General features: G+C 61.5%; 19 protein-coding genes and 1 pseudogene. 3 read left to right on the top strand and 17 right to left on the bottom strand.

Annotated elements, in window-relative coordinates:
• Nucleotides 1–13 precede the first annotated feature (13 nt).
• The 4 genes from AC2FNB_RS13605 to AC2FNB_RS13590 are packed head-to-tail and all read right to left on the bottom strand — an operon-like array spanning nt 14 to nt 2,318.
• A complete protein-coding gene (locus AC2FNB_RS13605; protein WP_496747161.1) occupies nt 14–1,159 on the bottom strand; it encodes an HlyD family secretion protein in 1,146 nt (381 codons plus the stop codon).
• A 21-nt stretch (nt 1,160–1,180) separates the two neighbouring features.
• Nucleotides 1,181–1,540, bottom strand: a complete 360-nt coding sequence (locus AC2FNB_RS13600) for a DUF3302 domain-containing protein (RefSeq protein WP_480750606.1) — start codon at nt 1,538–1,540, stop codon at nt 1,181–1,183.
• 28 nt (nt 1,541–1,568) lie between these two features.
• The gene (locus AC2FNB_RS13595; protein ID WP_496747159.1) at nt 1,569–2,153 is read right to left on the bottom strand and encodes a disulfide bond formation protein B; all 585 of its coding nucleotides are present in this window, start codon (nt 2,151–2,153) and stop codon (nt 1,569–1,571) included.
• A gap of 9 nt (nt 2,154–2,162) precedes the next feature.
• Nucleotides 2,163–2,318 carry a DUF5993 family protein gene (locus AC2FNB_RS13590; protein ID WP_480750608.1) on the bottom strand — a complete coding sequence of 52 codons (156 nt, stop codon included), beginning with the start codon at nt 2,316–2,318 and terminating at the stop codon, nt 2,163–2,165.
• 223 nt (nt 2,319–2,541) lie between these two features.
• On the opposite strand from AC2FNB_RS13590, the gene AC2FNB_RS13585 reads away from it, so the two are divergent.
• A complete protein-coding gene (locus tag AC2FNB_RS13585) occupies nt 2,542–3,555 on the top strand; it encodes an NAD-dependent epimerase/dehydratase family protein (RefSeq protein WP_496747157.1) in 1,014 nt (337 codons plus the stop codon).
• A 50-nt stretch (nt 3,556–3,605) separates the two neighbouring features.
• Here the strand turns inward: AC2FNB_RS13585 and AC2FNB_RS13580 are convergent, their stop codons facing one another.
• The 7 genes from AC2FNB_RS13580 to AC2FNB_RS13550 all read right to left on the bottom strand — a co-directional run bounded on the left by AC2FNB_RS13580 (nt 3,606) and on the right by AC2FNB_RS13550 (nt 10,334).
• Nucleotides 3,606–4,295 (bottom strand): Crp/Fnr family transcriptional regulator, encoded by a 690-nt coding sequence (locus AC2FNB_RS13580; protein WP_480750610.1) that lies wholly within the window; start codon nt 4,293–4,295, stop codon nt 3,606–3,608.
• A 178-nt stretch (nt 4,296–4,473) separates the two neighbouring features.
• Nucleotides 4,474–5,694 (bottom strand): NADH:ubiquinone reductase (Na(+)-transporting) subunit F, encoded by a 1,221-nt coding sequence (gene nqrF, locus AC2FNB_RS13575; RefSeq protein ID WP_496747155.1) that lies wholly within the window; start codon nt 5,692–5,694, stop codon nt 4,474–4,476.
• A gap of 13 nt (nt 5,695–5,707) precedes the next feature.
• Nucleotides 5,708–6,316: an NADH:ubiquinone reductase (Na(+)-transporting) subunit E gene (gene nqrE, locus AC2FNB_RS13570; RefSeq protein WP_480750612.1), complete on the bottom strand. Its 609-nt coding sequence runs from the start codon at nt 6,314–6,316 to the stop codon at nt 5,708–5,710.
• Nucleotides 6,316–6,969, bottom strand: a complete 654-nt coding sequence (locus AC2FNB_RS13565; protein WP_496747153.1) for an NADH:ubiquinone reductase (Na(+)-transporting) subunit D — start codon at nt 6,967–6,969, stop codon at nt 6,316–6,318. Before AC2FNB_RS13565 ends, nqrE begins: the two co-directional genes overlap by 1 nt.
• A complete protein-coding gene (locus AC2FNB_RS13560) occupies nt 6,969–7,784 on the bottom strand; it encodes a Na(+)-translocating NADH-quinone reductase subunit C (protein ID WP_496747151.1) in 816 nt (271 codons plus the stop codon). The genes AC2FNB_RS13565 and AC2FNB_RS13560 overlap by 1 nt, the downstream gene beginning before the upstream one ends.
• Nucleotides 7,777–8,985, bottom strand: a complete 1,209-nt coding sequence (locus AC2FNB_RS13555; protein WP_496747149.1) for an NADH:ubiquinone reductase (Na(+)-transporting) subunit B — start codon at nt 8,983–8,985, stop codon at nt 7,777–7,779. Before AC2FNB_RS13555 ends, AC2FNB_RS13560 begins: the two co-directional genes overlap by 8 nt.
• A 5-nt stretch (nt 8,986–8,990) precedes the next feature.
• Nucleotides 8,991–10,334, bottom strand: coding sequence for a Na(+)-translocating NADH-quinone reductase subunit A (locus tag AC2FNB_RS13550; protein ID WP_496747148.1), 1,344 nt, complete (start codon nt 10,332–10,334; stop codon nt 8,991–8,993).
• A gap of 308 nt (nt 10,335–10,642) precedes the next feature.
• Here AC2FNB_RS13550 and AC2FNB_RS13545 point away from each other — a divergent pair, with 308 nt between their 5' ends.
• A complete protein-coding gene (locus AC2FNB_RS13545; RefSeq protein WP_496747146.1) occupies nt 10,643–11,758 on the top strand; it encodes a THUMP domain-containing class I SAM-dependent RNA methyltransferase in 1,116 nt (371 codons plus the stop codon).
• A gap of 102 nt (nt 11,759–11,860) precedes the next feature.
• On the opposite strand, the gene AC2FNB_RS13540 is transcribed toward AC2FNB_RS13545, so the two are convergent.
• The 6 genes from AC2FNB_RS13540 to AC2FNB_RS13515 all read right to left on the bottom strand — a co-directional run bounded on the left by AC2FNB_RS13540 (nt 11,861) and on the right by AC2FNB_RS13515 (nt 18,110).
• The gene (locus tag AC2FNB_RS13540; protein ID WP_480750618.1) at nt 11,861–12,328 is read right to left on the bottom strand and encodes an Hsp20 family protein; all 468 of its coding nucleotides are present in this window, start codon (nt 12,326–12,328) and stop codon (nt 11,861–11,863) included.
• 126 nt (nt 12,329–12,454) lie between these two features.
• A complete protein-coding gene (locus AC2FNB_RS13535) occupies nt 12,455–13,270 on the bottom strand; it encodes a trypsin-like serine peptidase (protein ID WP_480750619.1) in 816 nt (271 codons plus the stop codon).
• Nucleotides 13,267–14,079, bottom strand: a complete 813-nt coding sequence (locus AC2FNB_RS13530) for a trypsin-like serine peptidase (RefSeq protein WP_480750620.1) — start codon at nt 14,077–14,079, stop codon at nt 13,267–13,269. Before AC2FNB_RS13530 ends, AC2FNB_RS13535 begins: the two co-directional genes overlap by 4 nt.
• 115 nt (nt 14,080–14,194) lie before the next feature.
• Complete coding sequence (gene glcF / locus AC2FNB_RS13525) at nt 14,195–15,505, bottom strand: glycolate oxidase subunit GlcF (RefSeq protein WP_496747145.1); 1,311 nt, start codon at nt 15,503–15,505, stop codon at nt 14,195–14,197.
• A gap of 3 nt (nt 15,506–15,508) precedes the next feature.
• On the bottom strand, nt 15,509–16,603 hold the full coding sequence (locus AC2FNB_RS13520; protein WP_496747143.1) for an FAD-binding protein: 1,095 nt from the start codon (nt 16,601–16,603) through the stop codon (nt 15,509–15,511).
• Nucleotides 16,604–16,670: 67 nt separating this feature from the next.
• Nucleotides 16,671–18,110 carry an FAD-linked oxidase C-terminal domain-containing protein gene (locus AC2FNB_RS13515; protein WP_496747141.1) on the bottom strand — a complete coding sequence of 480 codons (1,440 nt, stop codon included), beginning with the start codon at nt 18,108–18,110 and terminating at the stop codon, nt 16,671–16,673.
• 82 nt (nt 18,111–18,192) lie between these two features.
• On the opposite strand from AC2FNB_RS13515, the pseudogene AC2FNB_RS13510 reads away from it, so the two are divergent.
• A pseudogene (locus AC2FNB_RS13510) lies at nt 18,193–18,903 on the top strand (DUF599 domain-containing protein).
• Nucleotides 18,904–19,049: the final 146 nt, after the last annotated feature.

The following is a 19,049-nucleotide window of genomic DNA, read 5'->3' as shown; positions in this document are numbered from 1 at the left end:
GAAAAAAACTCCATCAGATATCCAGTGGCCGGATAAAGTTGGCAAAGCTGTACAAGCGTATGTTGATCCGGCGCAGAAACTCAAAGCTTTTCCCCTGCCCCGTGTAAATCGCCACCGCCGCATGGCCGCCCGCCGGAAGCTCGTGCCCCTCGGGCAGGTCCACCGTGATCTGCACCGCAATCCGGCCCGGCAGCTTGGGCAGCACAAACTCGGGCAGACGCCCTGACGGCAGATACTGCCCCTGCGCCGTGGCCCACCAGACCGCTTCGACCCTGCCGGGCAGTATCTCGCCCGGATAGAGATCAAGGGCGACCTCGACCTCCTGCCCCGGCTCCACGAATTTCAGGTTTTGCTGGCGGTATGTGGCCAGAATGTACGGGTTGTCGTCGGTTACGAAACTGGCGATGGCCCCAAGGCGGACGTCGCCCACCACCAGACCGGGCCGGGCCTGCTGCGACACGATCATTCCATCCTCGGGCGCATAGATCGTCGTGTTCTGCAGAAAGTACTCGGCCTCGGCCAGTTGCGCACGGGCCTGCGCCACCCCGGTATTCACCCCGTCGATATTGGATTCCAGTGCCAATTCGGCCTTTTTCTGGTTGGCCTCGGCCTGCCGAACCTGCGCCTCGTCCTCGGTCACCTGTTCGACCCAGCGTTCCAGTTCATCCTGCCGCGCGCCACCGGCGGGCACCAGTTTCTCGTACCGCTGACGCTGATTGACTGCATATCCCAATTGTGCCGTCGCCCGTTCGACCGCCTCGGTCGCGGCCTTTACATCCTGTTCCATGATCTTGACGTTCTGCTCGGCGGCGGCCAGTTGCGCCTTGGCCGAATTCACCGCCAGCTCAAAGATCGTCTTGTCGAACCGATACAGAGGATCACCCTTCTTGACCGGCTGGTTCGGCGTCACCAGCACTTCGCTCAGGATCGTCGGTTGCGTCAGCTTGGGCACGATCTGGATCGTCGAACGCACCACATGCGCATCGACCGAGAAGGGCTGGAAAAACCGCAGAGCGACCAGAAAGATCAACAGCAGATGCGCACCCACCCAGAACGAGACGACGCCCCAGTAGATGTTGAATTTCAGCAGTTTCGCCTTGAAGAAGATGAACCAGACGAAAATGATGTAGAAAAGGGTGATGCCAACGGCGACGAACATATGGGGTCAACTCACTACTGGTTACGCCTTGGACTCTTCGTCGGTTGGCGGGTCCTGATATTCAGGCTTCACCTTTCCGCCAAGCCGTTCGATTTCCTTGCGGATCGCGTCGCGCTCCTGATCGGGGTTGCGGCGAATATCGACGGTGACGCCCTCGTGGAAGGCCCAGATAAAGGCATGCACCCACGGCACCACCGCCAGAAACCCCATCCAGCCCATGATCTTGACCGCTTCGGCATGAGGGTGATTGCGGCTGATGGCGATGCGGCCGGGCAATCCCATGATGAACAGCACCAGCGCCATGAACGCGACCAGCAACAGGATCAGCGCCGCAAAGGTCAGGTAGTCATAATACCCCAACGGTTGTCCCAGTAATCCCATCCGTCTCCTCCTCTTTGTCCTGGGTGCGTCACGACCCGCTTGTGCCCGCATCCTCCAGCAGCTTGTAATCCGTCGGCGGATCGGCACAGACCGTCGGCCCGCATTCCAGAAGCGCCGAGCCTGCGTTCAGCACAGCCAGCGCAAGCATCGTGAAGAAAGCAATCTTTGCCAGCCTGTTGCCGCCAAAGCGCTTTGCGGATTGCGGATCGGCGGGCCGTTCATATTGCCCTTCGGACAACAACATCACCGATGTGCCCACAATGACCAGAAAGAACGCGATCCCCGCCCAGGTATAATAGTGCAGCCCCAGAACCGGTGACCCGTAATGCCCGGTGCCCGGCACGATATGCAGCAGAATCTGGCGGATGGACACGCTGCCACCATAGACCGCGGCGATCAGCATCAGCGCATAGTGGCGCGCACGCGGACCATAAAGCAGGTTCAGTCCTATCCCGAACCCAACCAGAACAAATCCGACCCTTTGCAACAGGCAAAGGGGGCATGGCAGTTCATAAAGCCAAAGCTGAAAGACAAACGCCAGCGCCAGCACAAGGCAAACCGCCAGCATCCCGACTGCGTTCAGAGTGCGTGAAGTTTCAAAACTCAACGTCATACGCACACCCTACAACTGAATCGTGAGGACAGAAGTTGCGTGGTATTTCAACCAATAGAGGCTGAGCAGAAACGTGACCGCAAACACGGAATAGGCAACGCGGTTCAGCGCGAAGAATGAAAGGATCATACAAACAACCAAAAGCGCGAAAAGCAACGCAATCATCGCTCCGACCTCCTGTCGCGGGCGAAAACACCTGTAACCAGTCCCGCCATAGTGGCAGCCCGGTTCTGTTGTGGCAAGCCTGCTGACATTGCGTCCCAAATGCCCGTGAAACGCCACGGCGGGTCCGCCGCTGCGCTGGATACACCTAAAGAAAATTTCGACCGTACATTGACCAAACCGCAGGAATTGGCTCACAAGGTTGCCCAATGGCATGAGGGACAAGATGAAAAACATACTGGTTACTGGTTCTGCGGGGTTTATCGGCTTTCATTTGTGCAGGCTCCTTTTGGCCGAAGGATTCCGGGTGCACGGCTATGACGGAATGACCGATTACTATGATGTCGCCCTGAAACGCCGTCGGCACCAGATGCTGATGCAGACACCGGGATTTACCGCGACCGAAGACATGCTGGAAAATCACGAGCGCCTGATGCAGGTAGCCGAGGAATTTCATCCCGATGTCATCATCCATCTCGCCGCCCAGGCGGGGGTGCGCTACAGCCTTGAAAACCCGCGCAGCTATGTCGAATCGAATGTCGTCGGCACCTTCAACGTGATGGAAGTGGCGCGCACCCTTCAGGTGGAACACCTGTTGATGGCCTCGACCTCGTCCATCTATGGCGCCAACGAGGACATGCCGTTCACCGAACTGGACAAGGCCGACAATCAGCTCACCATCTATGCCGCGACCAAAAAGGCGAACGAGGCGATGGGCCATTCCTATGCCCATCTGTGGAACCTGCCCACCACCATGTTTCGGTTCTTCACCGTCTATGGCACCTGGGGCCGCCCCGATCTGGCCTATTTCAAGTTCACCGACGCAATCCTGAACGACCGCCCCATCGACGTCTACAATCACGGCGACATGTATCGCGATTTTACCTATGTCGAAGATCTGGTGCGCGGTATCCGCCTGTTGATCGACGCGGTGCCGGTGCGCCCCGAAAGCGCTGCCGATATCGAGGATGGCGACAGCCTCTCGCCTATCGCGCCCTTCCGGATCGTCAATATCGGCAATTCCGACAAGGTGCGCCTGCTGGATTTCATCGAAGCGATCGAGGATGCGCTCGGCAAGAAGGCCGTTCGCAATTATATGCCGATGCAAAAGGGCGACGTGCCCGCCACCTGGGCCGATACCAGCCTGCTGCAGCGCCTGACCGGATATCGGCCCGAGACCAATATCCGCAAGGGACTTGCCGAATTCGTCGACTGGTATCGCGACTATTACGGCAAATAGTCCCCTCTCGCCGGTTCGGCGGGGAACCAAAGGTTCGGTGCATTCAGAGGTCAATGCACCGAAAGCATCCCGCCTTCCACGCCTTCGGAAAATGACCGGAGCGCATCGACACTCTTGATCGTCACTTTTCTTTGCTGAATCGCCACGCCAAACGGCTTGAGACGACCGAACGCCCGCGACAGGCTTTCCGGTTTCATACCCAGCTTGCCCGCAAGCAGGTTTTTCTCGAACGGCAGCTCGATGTCCCCGTTCTCTGCCGAGCTTTCGGCCAGGCTGAGCAGATAGTCTGACAGCCGCTCGACACCTGTTTTGACCTTCAGCCGCTCGACATCGTCCATCAGCGCCTCGATATGGCCCGATGCGGCCGCCAGCACGACGGTCATGATCTCACGATGCGCGTCCTGACATGCAAAGACGCTCGAAGGATCGAGATACAGAATTGTGCAATCGCTGACAGCCTGAGCCGATGCCGAACTGTGCCTGCCCTGCAGCGAGGCGATCTCATCAAAGCTTTGCCCTTCCTTCAGCGTCGCAAGGATGGCTTCGCCGCCGTTTTGTGAGATTCGATACAGCTTCACCCAGCCCGATTGCACGACCTTGAGTGTTCTGGTGGCTTCGCCCTGCAGGCAGATCGTCGAGCCGCGATCAAAGGTTCGCGTGCGCGCCTTGGCCAGCAGGCAATCCCTGACCTTTGCAGAAAGTTGTTCGAAAATAGAACCTTGCGGCGCATAACTTGCCATGCGTGTGAATCTCCTGTTCGCAATCGGAGTGCTAGGGAGATTTTCAAGGTCTCGTATTGAGCCAGATCAAATTGACCAGAAAGTATCGACGCACCGGAATCAAATGGCGGCGCGGTCGTAAACAGAGGTTCCGTCGCCGACAACGAAAAACCGGCGCATGTCGCGCCGGTGCCTTTTCTTACCCGCCGAAATCGTCGAGCATGATGTCTTCGCGATCCACGCCCAGATCCAGCAGCATGTTGATGACCGACTGGTTCATGATCGGCGGACCACACATGTAATATTCGCAATCCTCGGGTGCCGGGTGGTTCTTGAGATATTCCTCGAACAGCACATTGTGGATGAAGCCGGTATAGCCTTCCCAGTCATCGCCCGGCTGCGGATCACTCAACGCCACGTGCCATTCGAAATTCGGATTCTCTGCGGCCAGCGTGTCGAAATCCTCGACAAAGAACATCTCTTTTCGGGACCGCGCGCCGTACCAGAACGAAATTTTCCGCTTGGAACCAAGTCGCTTGAGCTGGTCGAAGATGTGGCTGCGCATCGGCGCCATACCCGCGCCACCGCCGATGAACACCATCTCCTTGTCGGTATCGCGGGCAAAGAACTCGCCGAACGGGCCGGAAATGGTGACCTTGTCACCCGGTTTCAGGTTGAAGATATAAGACGACATCTGCCCCGGCGGGATGCCTTCGGCCCCCGGCGGCGGCGAGGCGACGCGAACGTTCAGCATGATCATACCGCGCTCTTCGGGATAGTTCGCCATCGAATAGGCACGTTCGATCGGCTCATTCACCACCGACTTGTACTGCCACAGATTGAACTTGTCCCAATCCTCGCGATACTCCTCCTGCACGTCGAAATCAGTATAGGAGAGTTGGTGCGCGGGCGCTTCGATCTGGATATAGCCCCCGGCGCGAAAGTTCACGTCCTCGCCCTCGGGCAGATCCAGCGTCAGCGCCTTGATGAAGGTCGCAACGTTGTCGTTCGAGCGAACAGTGCATTCCCATTTCTTGACGCCAAAGACCTCTTCGGGAACTTCGATCTCCATATCCTGCTTGACCGCAACCTGACACGACAGACGGTCGCCACAGGATGCTTCGCGCTTGGTGATATGGCTTTCTTCGGTCGGCAGGATAGAACCGCCACCGGAATGCACACGCACACGGCATTGCGCGCAAGTACCGCCACCACCGCAGGCCGATGGCACGAACAGTTTCTCGGCCGCCAGTGTCTGCAACAGCTTGCCGCCCGCAGGAACCGATATGGTTTTCTCACCGTTGATGGTGATGTTGACGTTTCCGGTCGATACCAGCTTGGACCGTGCGGCCATGATGATGGCCACAAGCGCCAGAACGATCAGGGTGAACAGGACAACGCCGAGCGAAAAGGTTTCCATTCTCACGCCCCCCTTACAGTTTCACGCCCGAGAAGGACATGAAGGCCATCGCCATCAGCCCGGCGGTGATAAAGGTGATGCCCAGCCCTTGCAGCCCGTCCGGCACGTCCGAGTATTTCAGTTTTTCGCGCACCCCCGCCATCGCGGTAATCGCCAGCGCCCAGCCGAACCCGGACGATACGCCATAGGTGGCCGCCTCGGCAAAGTTATAGTCGCGTTCGACCATGAACAGCGAGCCGCCCAGAATGGCGCAGTTCACCGTGATCAGCGGAAGGAAGATCCCCAGCGCGTTGTAGAGCGGTGGGAAATACTTATCGAGGATCATCTCGAGGATCTGAACCATCGCCGCGATCACGCCGATATAGGAAATCAGCCCGAGAAAGGTCAGGTCCACATCCGGGAACCCGGCCCATGCCAAAGCGCCCGGTTTCAGCAGGAAGGACAGCAACAGGTTGTTGGCCGGCACGGTGATGGCCTGCACCACCATGACCGAAATCCCCAGCCCCAGCGCCGTCGAAATCTTTTTCGACACGGCAATGAAGGTACACATGCCAAGGAAAAAGCTGAGCGCAAGGTTTTCGATAAAGACGGCCTTCACGGCCAGAGAGATAAGCCCTTCCATCAGTGCGCCTCTACCTGCTGGATTTTGTAATCACGTTCTTCGACCTGGTTCGGCTTCCACGTACGGAAAGCCCAGATCAGCAGGCCGATCACGAAAAACGCAGACGGCGGCAGCAGCAGCAACCCGTTAGGCACGTACCAGCCGCCATTGTTTACCGTCTGCAGGATCGTAACGCCGAACAGGCTGCCCGATCCGAACAATTCGCGGATGATGCCCACCAGCATCAGGATCAGGCCATAGCCCATGCCATTGCCCAGACCGTCGATGAACGACGCCACCGGCGGGTTCTTCATGGCGAATGCCTCGGCGCGGCCCATAACGATGCAGTTGGTGATGATCAGGCCGACGAACACCGACAGCGTCTTGGAAATCTGAAAGGCATAGGCCTTGAGGATCTGATCCACCAGAATCACCAACGACGCGATGATCACCATCTGCACGATGATCCGGATCGAGCCGGGAATCTGGTTGCGCAGCATCGAGATGAACATCGACGAAAACGCCGTCACCGACGTCACCGCTATGGCCATGACAAAGGCCACTTGCAGTGATGATGTTACAGCCAGTGCCGAACAGATACCCAGCACCTGCAAGGTGATCGGGTTGTTGTCGACAAGGGGGTCGACCAGCAGCTCTTTCTTGGTCTGCGACATCAGATCTCTCCTGCTTGCAACTTGGCCAGGAACGGCGCGTAACCCGCATCGCCCATCCAGAATTTCACAAGGTTGTCGACCCCGCGCGATGTCAGGGTCGCGCCCGCAAGCGCGTCGACGAAAAATTCGGGCCCGGCCGCAGGCTGCGACTTGGCGACGGTGATCTGCAACACACCCGCGTCGTCGCGCAGCTTCTTGCCGTTCCACAGTGCCTTCCAGCGCGGGTTGTCCACCTCGGCACCCAAACCGGGCGTTTCACCATGCTGATAGAATTGCAGGCCATAGATATCGTTGCCGTTATTCTCCAGCGCGATGAAACCGTACAGAGTGGACCACAACCCATAGCCATGCAGCGGCAGGATCACCTTGTCCAACGCCCCCGCGTCGTCGCGCAGCAGATAGATCACCCGGTATTTGGCCTTGCGGCCAATGCTTGCAGGGTCGTCGTCAAGCGCGACGCTCAGGTCCGGATCACCGGCAGCGGCCAGATCATCAAAGGTGGCCGGGTCAAACTGATCGTCCACAAAATCGCCCGTTGCCAGATCCAGCACATGCGGCTCGAATGCGGCAAATGCTTCGGTGATATTGACGCCGGGTTCATACACCCCCGCCACCTGCAGGATGTTGACCTGCTTGTCCTTCAGCTTGTTGGCCTCCTGCACCGGGCGCAGGCTCACTGCCGCGGCCGACACGATCATCGAAGCAACAAGGCAGACCGCCACGGCGATGAAGATCGTCTTGCCCACCGAATCCGGCGAGGCCGCCAGAAACCGGGCAATCGCGCCCTTGGGTTCAGGGGATTGCGTATCAGACATGGCGACGCGCCCTCCGTTTGATATTGGCCTGCACCACGAAATAGTCGATCAGCGGCGCAAAGACGTTGCCGAACAGGATGGCCAGCATCATGCCTTCGGGGAAAGCCGGGTTCACCACACGGATCAACACAACCATGACACCGATCAGCGCGCCATAGACGTATCGGCCCACATTGGTGTGGCTGGCCGAAACCGGCTCGGTCACCATGAAGGCGAGGCCAAAGGCGTAGCCGCCCAGCACGACGTGCCAGTACCACGGCATTGCGAACATCGGGTTCGTCTCGGACCCGATCAGGTTCAGCAGCCAGGTGAATGCGATGGTGCCCGCCAGACAGCCCAATATCAGGCGGTAATTGGCGATCTTGGTAATCAGCAGGAAGGCCAGACCGATCATGCAGGCCAGTGTCGAGGTTTCCCCGATGCTGCCTTGGATGGTGCCGTAAAACGCGCTCCACCAGGTAATGCCGTCAGCGGCCAGCGCCTGATATCCTTCGGCGGCCGACACCGCCAGAGCCGTCGCACCGGAAAACCCGTCGACCGGGGTCCAGACCGCATCGCCCGACATGTTCGCAGGATAGGCGAAATACAGGAACGCCCGCCCCACCAATGCCGGGTTGAGGAAGTTCTTGCCGGTACCGCCAAACACCTCTTTGCCGATCACGACGCCAAAGATGATCCCCAGCGCCACCTGCCACAAGGGCGTCGTGGCGGGCATGATCAGCGCATAAAGCATTGAGGTCACAAGGAACCCTTCGTTCACCTCGTGCCCGCGCACGGCGGCAAAGATCACCTCGAAAATCCCGCCCGCCACCAGCGTTACGATGTAGATCGGCAGGAAATACAGCAATCCGTGCATGAAATTGGCAAACATGCTGGTCGGGTCCAGCGAAATGCCGAACATCTGCAACAGGGCGATCCGCCAGCCGGTCGCGGCCTCGGGCCCCATCACCGCAAGCGCCGAGTTGGCCTGATAGCCGGTGTTCCACAGTCCCCACAGGATACACGGGATGGTGGCGATCACGACATAGGTCATGATCCGCTTCATATCCACGTAAGACCGCGCATGGGGCGCGACCGAGGTCACGGTTTTCGGCGTATAGATGAAACTCTCGACCATCTCGTAGACGGGAAAGAGTTTTTCGTACCGGCCGCCCTTGGTGAAATGCGGCTCGATCCGGTCAAAGAAGCTGCGCAATCCCATCCGGCTCAGCCCTCCTTTTCAATCTTGCTGAGGCAGTCGCGCAGCGCCAGCCCGTATTCGTACTTGGCCGGACAGGCAAAGCCCACAAGGCCCAGATCCTCTTCGTCCAGCTCCAGCGCGCCCAGCGCCTGCGCGGTGTCGGTGTCCATCACCAGAAGTGCGCGTAAAAGCTGTGTCGGCAGGTAGTCCTGCGGCATCAGTTCTTCGAACGTGCCCGTGGGCACCATCGCGCGGCGACCGCCGTTGAGGTTGCTGGTGAAGGCATAAACCTTCTTGGCAAAGGCCGACCCCAGCACCGGCTGCACCGCGTATTTCGACGGCATCGGACGGATCCAGCCCATCGGGATCTGTTCGCGATCCTCGCGGATCAGGGCCACCTGCCGCGCAAACCGGCCCAGATAGGCAAACGCACCCTCGGCATGACGCCCCGACAGGATCGACCCCGAAATGACCCGTACCGGGCCATCCACGGCAACCTCTCCCCGTGTCAGTTCCTCGGTCGAGGCACCCATGACGGTACGGATCAGACGCGGCTGCCGCGCGGCGGGGCCCGACAGGGCCACCACGATGCTCGGATCCAGATGCCCGGTCAACATCAGCCGGCCAATGGCGATCACGTCCTGATAGCCGATGGTCCAGACCTGCGACTCGGCCCTGAGCGGTTTCAGAAAATGGATATGCGTGCCGGCCAGCCCCGACGGGTGCGGCCCGGCAAAGGCGGCCGCCTCGACCCCCGGCAAGTCAGCGCCGGCGATCTGGTCCCCGTCTTTGTGACACAGATAGGTCTTGCCCTCGGTCAGCTTCGATACGGCGGCAAGACCGGCGGCAAACGCCTCTTGCGCCTCGCTGATGATCAGGGCCGCGTCGGCGGCCAGCGGCTCGCTGTCCATCGCGGTGACGAAAACCGCCTGGGGCGCAGCACCCGGCTGTGGCATCCTGGAATAGGGACGAGTACGGAACGCCGTCCACAGACCGGCGGCGCACAGCCTGGCGGTCACGCCCTGGGCCGTGTCGGCATCACCCACACCCGAGAAATCGAGGCCAGCGTCACTGGCGTCGCCAACTTCGATCACCACGCTTTGCAGCACCCGCCGCGCACCCCGGTTGACGGCGACGACCTTGCCGCTCATCGGGGCGACCATCATCGCGTCGGGGGCATCCTTGTGACAGAACAGCGGTGTACCGCGCTGTACCTCGTCCCCTTCTTCGATCAGCATGCGCGGCTTCAGTCCGATGTAATCGGCCCCCACCACCGCAACCGTCGAAACTTCGGGGCCTTCGTGGATCTTCTGTTCGGGCGCGCCTTCGACCGGCAGGTCCAGCCCCTTTTTCAGTTTGAAAGTTTGCATGTCGCTACGTTCTTCCAAGCCTTTGTTCCAAGCCAGTGTGTCCCTACTGGTCGATGTCAGCAATGCTGATACCGGGAAGCGCAGGCCAAAGGCCTGTCAAATCCGCCAGAAACGGGCGGGAATCCGCAGGTATCGCGTTGGTTTGAGGGTCCGTTTACGCGGGGACGCCCTCGAACGCAAACCTGTTACCGCTCAACAAATCGTTCGTCCGCCGTTTTTTGGCGAATTGCGCCGCAATCGGGCGCTTTCGTCGCGCCCCTACGCAAATCACCCTCGCACGGCAACCCGGCCCGGTATATGCAGCGGACATGACAACAGATGACGACATGGAAATCTTTCTGGTGGCCACACCCGGCCTGGAACAGCCGCTCTGCGCCGAGGCCGCTGAAAAGGGCTTCGCCAAGCCACGCGCAGTGCCCGGCGGCGTGGTCTGCAGCGGCAACTGGTCTGAAATCTGGCGCGCCAATCTGCAACTGCGCGGTGCAAACAAGGTGCTGGCGCGTATCGGCGCCTTTCCCGCCGTCCATCTGGCGCAACTCGACAAACGCGCCCGCAAGTTTCCCTGGGCCGACGTTCTGCGCCCCGACATGCCGGTCCGGGTCGAGGCGACAAGCCGCAAGTCGCGCATCTACCACGCCGGCGCCGCGCGCCAGCGGGTGGAAACGGCAATTTCCGAATCATTGGGCGTGCCGATCGATCCCGAAGCCGGGGTCAGGGTCATGCTGCGCATCGAAAAAGACCTGTGCACCTTCTCGCTGGACACCTCCGGAGAGCCGCTGCACAAGCGCGGCCACAAGGAGGCCGTGGCCAAGGCCCCCATGCGCGAGACCATGGCGGCGATGTTCCTGCGGGAATGCGGCTTCGACGGCACCGAACCGGTGCTCGACCCGATGTGCGGCTCGGGCACCTTCGTCACCGAAGCAGCGGAAATCGCGCTGGGGCTTGATCCCGGACGCTCCCGCAACTTTGCCTTCGAACAGCTTGCCTCGTTTCAGCCTCAGGCGTGGGCCGAAATGCGCGCCGCCGGCCAAGCGCGGCAAACCGATCAACTGTTCCACGGATCGGACCGCAACGCAGGCGCGATCGAGGCCAGCCGCGCCAATGCCGACCGCGCCGGGGTGGCCCGGATCACCCGGTTTCACAACCGCACCATCAGCGATCTGAAGCCGCCCGAAGGCCCCACCGGCCTGGTCATCGTCAACCCGCCCTATGGCGGACGGATCGGGGACGAAAAGCGCCTGCGCTCGCTCTATGGCGCGCTGGGCAAAGTCTTGATGGACCGCTTCAAGGGCTGGCGCGTGGGCATTGTGACCAGCAATCAGGGGTTGGCACGGTCGACCCGGCTGCCACTGCTGGCGCCGGGGCCAATTGTCGATCACGGTGGTACAAAGATCCGCCTTTATCGGACCGATCCCCTGCCCTGACCCGCCCGCAAACGCAAAGCGCCCCACGCTTTCCGGGCGCGGGGCGCATGAGGCGTCAATCGAGGAAGGGATCGATCTCTACGCCTTGGGTTCGATGGACCCTCAGTTCACGGCCTTGGCGTCCACAACGTCCTTCTCGATGGCCTTGGCCGACGCGATCTCGATCCGGCGCGGTTTCAGCGCCTCGGGCACCTCGCGCTTCAGTTCGATATGCAGCATGCCGTTTTCCAGGCTGGCCCCGGTCACACGTACATGATCGGCCAGTGCAAACCGGCGCTCGAACGCGCGGGTGGCGATACCGCGATGCAGATAGGTGCGCTCGTTGTCCTCGTCGGCCTTGCGACCGGCAACGACCAGTGAATTCTCTTTCATCTCGACCGACAGGTCATTCTCGGCGAAACCGGCAACCGCCACCGAAATCCGATAAGCGTCTGCTGCAGTTTTTTCAATGTTGTAAGGGGGATAGCTCGGTTGAGCCACGTCGCTGCTCATAACGCGATCCATCATGTCGGCGATCTGGTCAAAACCGATGGTGGCGCGGTGCAGGGGTGCAAAATCAAACGTACGCATGTTCGTCATCCTCATCTCTGGAGCGATTTCCGAGTTGTGCCCTCCGTCCGGACGGGCGGTTACGATATACCGGACCCCGAAAGCGGCGATCCGATACTCAGGAAATGGGAAGTCAGATGATCGAGTTCAAGACCCGCTTGAGCCAATGAACTTGGCCCCGCCCAGGGATTTTTCCGCCCCCACGCCAAGCCGCTTGATCGTGGGCTGTGGCCGCGGCGCGTCCCGGCGCAGGATCGCTTTCAACTCGGACACGATACGGGGCAGTTCCATGCCGAATCCCACGGTGCGCCCACCAATCGACCCGCCCGCCGACACCACCGACAGAATCTGCCATCGCGGCCCGGATCTGGCCAATATGGCAGACCCGGAAGACCCAAAAGTGATGTTGCAGTCAAAGGCGATCAACCCTTCGCCCCGCCGCAGAATATTGCAGGACCGCTGCCGCGTAATCGCCTCGGACCGCCCCCGGCCATAAGAGGCCACACTGACCTCAGAGCCAGAGATATCGCCCTGATGCAGCGCGAAGGCATTCGCCTCGCCAAACCCGATTGGCGCGTCCAGCCGCATCAGCGCCACATCCCGCTTGACCCGTTCTGCCGACACCCCGGCCCGGGCCGTGAAATCAGGCGGCACGGCGATCTGCACCACTTTGCGGTCGGCCACCGACTTGCCGTCATGCAGCCCGGCGCGAAAGGTCACGGCCCCGGACTCAAACGGTTTTCCGGTTCTTGCGTCAAACGCGCAATGGGCTGCGGTCAGCACCAGATCCCGCGCAATCAGCGTTCCGGTGCAAAACCCCGTATCCCCCAGATCCAGCCGCCCGACGGCCTCCCAGCCCAGCAGATCCTCGCGATCCGACAAGCGGCGCTGGCCGCTGTTCTGGGCAAGGCCTTGCGTGGACAGGACGCAAATCGCAATCAGGACAGAAATCAGACGGGTCATGGTTTCAGGAACTTGGCCCCGTTCTGGTTGCGCACGCTTCCGACACTGATCCGGCTGGCACCGTTGACCGGGGTTTTTGCGAACCCGCGTCCCGCCGACAACTCGGCTTGCAGCAATTCCAGCGATTCCTCCAGCGCGGTGCCCAGCGCCACCCGCTGGCCATCCAGTTCGGCCTTGGCCGAGACCACCGACACGATGCGAGGACGTTCGCCATCAAACGAAAAGACCGGCGCCCCGGACGAGCCGTAATCGACGTCGCACGACATCACCAGCACGCCGCGCTGCCGCGCCATGACGGAACAGACCTCCTGCAGCGATGGCGCCTCGGCCCGGTCCTTGGCGTATGAAACAATGCCGACGCCCTCGCCGCGCTTGGGCCTGCGGCCGGTGTCAAAGGGCAAAACCGTGGTGTTCCGGATAGGTTGCGACAGTTCGATCAACGCCACGTCATGGCGCACCCGTGCGGTCGAGGCCTCACCATCAAAGCGATAGGCCGGATGCACCACCGCCTGCCGAACCGACCGATAGGCCGAGGCCTGACCCCGCCGCCAGCCCGCCAGGAACTCGATCCGCGCCGGATCAACTCGCTCTTTGGTTTCCTTGTCGTACAGGCAATGCGCCGCCGTCAGCACCAGATTCGGGCCGATCAGCGAGCCGGTGCAAAACCCCGTGCCCCCGATATCCAGACGCCCGACCCCCAACCATTCGCGCCCCGCATCCGAGGTTTCAAGGCTTTCCAACGCCGAATCCTGTGCCACCGCTGCCACCGGCAACAGCGCCACGATGAAAGCTTTGACCCAGTTCCTCACCTGTTCCTCCGGCCTTGCCACAAGGCCAGAGTGATACCGAAGAGCTGCGGCAAAAATAGGGCGCGCCCATCAAGGCCCGCAACTGATGCCGCGCTGCATCAGTGGCCGATCCTGCTCAGCGAAGGTTCGGCACCCCGGCCATTTCCGACATTGCGCGCGGTTTCGGCCCGCCTGTGGCCCAATCCAGCAACTCGACCGTGTGCACCACCGGAACACCGGTACCCGACCCGATCTGGATCATGCAGCCTATGTTGCCCGCAGCGATGACGTCGGGCCGCTTCGCCTCCAGCGTTTGCACCTTGCGTGCCTTCAGTTTCCCGGAAATCTCGGGCTGCATCAGGTTATAGGTTCCCGCCGAGCCACAGCACAGGTGACTGTCTGCCGGTTCAACCACCCTAAACCCCGCCTTCTTCAGCAGGTCCTTGGGAAAGGTCTTGACCTTCTGCCCATGCTGTAGCGAACAAGCCGCATGATAGGCAACTGTCAACCCTTTCTCCTCGCCCTCCGGCACCTCCAGCCGCATCAGCAATTCACTGACATCCATCGCGATCCCTGACACCCGCCCGGCATCCCCGGCCAGCGGGTCGTTGCGGAACATATGCCCGTAATCCTTGACGGTCGTGCCGCACCCCGAGGTGTTGATCACGATGGCGTCCAACCCGTCGCCGTCCATTTCGCGCGCCCAGGCTTTGATGTTTGCTGCTGCCGTGTGGTGACTGTCGCGCGTCTTTCCCATGTGATGGGTCAGCGCGCCGCAGCAGCCCGCCCCCTCGGCCACCACGACCTCGCAGCCCAGCCGGGTCAGCAGGCGGATGGTGGCGTCGTTGATGTCGGTGTTCAGCGCCTTTTGCGCACAACCCGTCATCAGCGCCACCCGCATCCGGCGCGCGCCTTGGGGCGCAAAGCTTTGCGGATCGTCATTGCGGCTGACCGGCGGGATCGCCTTGGGCGCCATCTCCAGCATCGCCCTCAGCCGCGCGTCCGGCATCAGGAACCGAAACGGCTTGCCGATCTTCGCCCCCAGCAGCGCCAGCCGGAACCGTGTCGGATAAGGCAGGATTTGTGCCAGCACCCAGCGCAGCGCCCTGTCCCGCCAGGGCCTCCGGTAATGCGCTTCGATGTATTCGCGCGCATGATCCACCAGATGCATGTAATGCACCCCCGACGGGCAGGTGGTCATGCAGGCCAGACAGGACAGGCACCGGTCGATGTGCCTGACCGTCCTTTCATCCGGCACACGCTCGTTTTCCAGCATGTCCTTGATCAGATAAATCCGGCCCCTCGGGCTGTCCAACTCGTCCCCCAGCACCTGGTAGGTCGGGCAGGTCGCGGTGCAGAACCCGCAATGAACGCAATTGCGCAATATCTCGTTCGACCGCCGGATGGCCGGGTCGCGCAGTTGCTCCGTCGTGAATGTCGTCTGCATCGCCTATCCCATCAGTCCCGGATTGAAGAGCCCCTTCGGGTCGAACCGCTGCCGCAGCCCACGGCTCAATGCCGCGACGCCCGCCGGTTCCGGCTGAAACCGCCCCAACCGCCCGGTCGTCTCTGCCGAGGCGCGCACCAGCGTCGCGTGCCCCGCAATCGCGCCCAGCCGCGCCCGCAGATCGGTGCCTTCGGCCACCAGCGCCCAGATCAGCCCGCCGCCCCAGTCGAACAGCAGCCCCTCCGCCCCGGCCCGCGCGGCAATCTCGGACGCCTCTGTCGGCTTGACCGAGATCCGCCAGACGTCCCCCTGTCGCTTGTGAAAGGCTTCCACATCCCGAATGCCGCGCCAGGTGTTTTCGCTATCCGCCAATGGCCCGGCTTCGCCCCCCAGCAATTCGGCCAGCCGCCCAAGGCGATAGGAAACCGACTCCGCAAACCCCTCCACCCGCAGCAGCGCCCTCCCCGCGACCGGATCATAGGCGGCCCCGCTCACCTCATAGGGCGAGCCCAGCGCGGCCGACATCACCTGAACACCCGATTGGGTATCCGGCACGGACACGGCCAGCGTCTCGGCCATTTCGGCCTTGGGCAGAACCTTCAGCGACACCTCGCTCAAAACGCCCAATGTCCCCCAGGACCCGGCCATGAGCTTGACCAGATCGTATCCGGTCACATTCTTCATCACCCGGCCGCCGTTCTTGATCACCTGCCCGCGCCCGTCGACATAGCGCACCCCCAACAGGAAATCCCGGCACGCCCCGGCCTGCACCCTGCGCGGCCCCGAGACATTGGCGGCCACGACCCCGCCGATAGTCGGCTCGCCGGATGTTGCCAGCAGCCCGCGATAATCCATCGGTTCAAAGGCCAGGCGCTGCCCTTCTGCCGCCAGCGCCGCCTCGATCTCGGCCACCGGTGTCCCGGCCCGCGCCACCAGCGTCAGCGCCCCCGGCTCATAAAGCGTGATCCCGCGCAACCCCGCCACGCTCAATTCCGCGCCCGGCCCGCCAACCCCACGGGTGCCGCCGCCAACGATCCGCACCGGCGCACTCAGCCCGGCCACCATTCCGGCCAGTTCGGTCTCTGTCTCTGGTCTCATGACATTCATCTTTTCGAAAAAACTCTGGGGGTGTTGGGGCAAAGGGGGTGTGGGGGCAAAGCCCCGGTCATTCCGCCGCCATCCGCCGCGCCGCCGAACTGTCCAGCGGAAACACCTTGGCCGGATTCAACAGCCAGGCCGGATCGAACACGTCCTTGACTGCCATCTGCGCCTCCAGATCCTCACGCCCGTACTGATGCACCATCAGATCGCGTTTCTCGATCCCCACACCATGCTCTCCGGTCAGACACCCGCCCGCCTCGACGCACAGCTTCAGGATCTCGGCCCCGAACGCCTCGCATTTCTCCAGATCACCAGGCTTGTTGGCATCGAACAGGATCAGCGGGTGCATGTTGCCGTCGCCCGCATGGAACACGTTGCCCACCGGCAGGCCATAATCTTCGCTCATCTCGCCGATCCGGCGCAGCACCATGGGCAGCGCCGAAACCGGGATGGTGCCATCCAGACACATGTAATCGTTGATCTGTCCCATCGCGCCAAAGGCCGATTTCCGCCCCAGCCAGATCTTGGCGCTTTCCTCCGCCGACTGGCTTTCGCGTAGTTCCACCGGGTTGTGACGGCGGGCAATCTCGATGATCCTGGCCAACTGGCTGTCGATTTCGGCCTCCGATCCTTCGACCTCGACGATCAGCAGCGCCTCGCAGTCCGGATAACCCGCATGGGCAAAATTCTCGCAGGCCTGAATGCAAAGCTTGTCCATGAATTCTATCGCCACCGGCAGGATGCCCGATTTGATGATGTCCGACACGCATTGCCCCGCCACCGCGTTGTCGTCAAAGCCCATCAGAACCGGCCGCGCGCCTTCGGGCTTGCGCAGGATGCGCAGGGTTGCCTCGGTCACCACGCCCAACTGCCCTTCCGAGCCGCAGATGACCCCCAAAAGATCCAGCCCGCCCGCATCCAGATGCGCGCCGCCGATCTCGACGACCGAGCCATCCATCAGCACCATCGTGACGCCGAGCAGATTGTTGGTGGTCACGCCGTATTTCAGACAATGCGCGCCGCCCGAGTTCATCGCGATATTGCCCGCAATGGCGCAGGCCAGCTGCGAGGAGGGGTCAGGGGCATAAAAGAAATCCTCCTCTTCCACCGCCCCGGTCACGCTCAGGTTGGTGCGGCCCGACTGCACCCGGATGAAACGGTTGTCATAGTCGACCTCCAGTACCTCGTTCATCCGGGCAACGCCCAGAAGCACGCAATCCGCCGTCGGCAAGGCGCCACCCGCCAGCGACGTGCCCGAGCCGCGCGGCACCACCGGCACCCCCTCCTCGTGGCATATGCGCAATACGTCCGAGACCTCCTGTGTCGAGGCGGGCAGAACCGCCAGCATCGGCGGGCATTTGTACGCGGTCAGCGCATCGCATTCATAAACGCGGGTTTCGGCCTCGTCATGGATCACCGCATCCTCCGGCAGTACCTGGGCCAACCGCTCTCGCAGCCGATCCTTGCGCGCCAGCACCGCAGTATCGGGTTTCGGCATTTCCATGGCAATCTCCTCCGTTTGGTAAATTAATATTACCAATTTACCGATCTGGCAAGTTCAACCGGTAAGCCTTACTGTCGCAGCCATGACATGGATCGACCGCGCCCTGCTGTTTTCACCGCTGGACTATGCCGCCATCGCGCTGTTGTTGGGGGCATGGGTCTGGATCGGCTGGCGGATCGAGAATCCCGCACCCGGCAAACCGTCTGTGGCCCGCATGATGGACGACTTTCGCCGCGGCTGGATGAAAGAGATGGTCACCCGCCAGCCCCGGATGTTCGACGCGCAACTGGTCGCCAGCATGCGGCAGGGCAGCACCTTCTTCGCCTCGACCTCGATGATCGCCATCGGCGGCGGGCTGGCGCTGATCGGCAACACCGACCGGCTGGCGGGCGTCGCGCAGGATCTCGCGATTGGAACCGCACCCGACATGGTGTGGGAGATCAAGATCCTGATAACGCTCTTGTTTCTGTCCAGCGCGTTTCTGAAATATGTCTGGGCGCATCGTCTGTTCGGTTATTGCGCCGTCCTGATGGCGGCGGTCCCGAACGACCCGGACCATCCCGAGGCCTATCCCCGCGCCGGGCAGGCCGCCGAGATCTGAGTCACCGCTGCCCGCAGTTTCAACCGGGCCCTGCGAACGACCTATTTCGCGCTGGCCACGGTCGCCTGGCTGCTGGGGCCGCTGGCGCTGATCCTTGCCACGTTGGCGACGCTGGCGGTGCTCTATCGCCGAGAATTCGCCTCGCATTCCCGCACAATCCTGCTGACACGCCCACCTCACACGCAGTCGTGAACCCCATGTCAGCCGGACACGCCTATGGTTGCCGCATGAGATACCTGATCCTGATCGCATTACTGGGGCAACCGGCCCTTGCCGATGAACCCGTCATCGAAAACGCCACCGCCCACCGCTCGGGCGACACATGGCGAATCGACGTG

This window comes from Ruegeria sp. BHSB058 (assembly GCF_059613285.1).
Note: the sequence above shows the minus strand (reverse complement) of the source record. Positions and strands in the feature narration are given on the sequence as shown.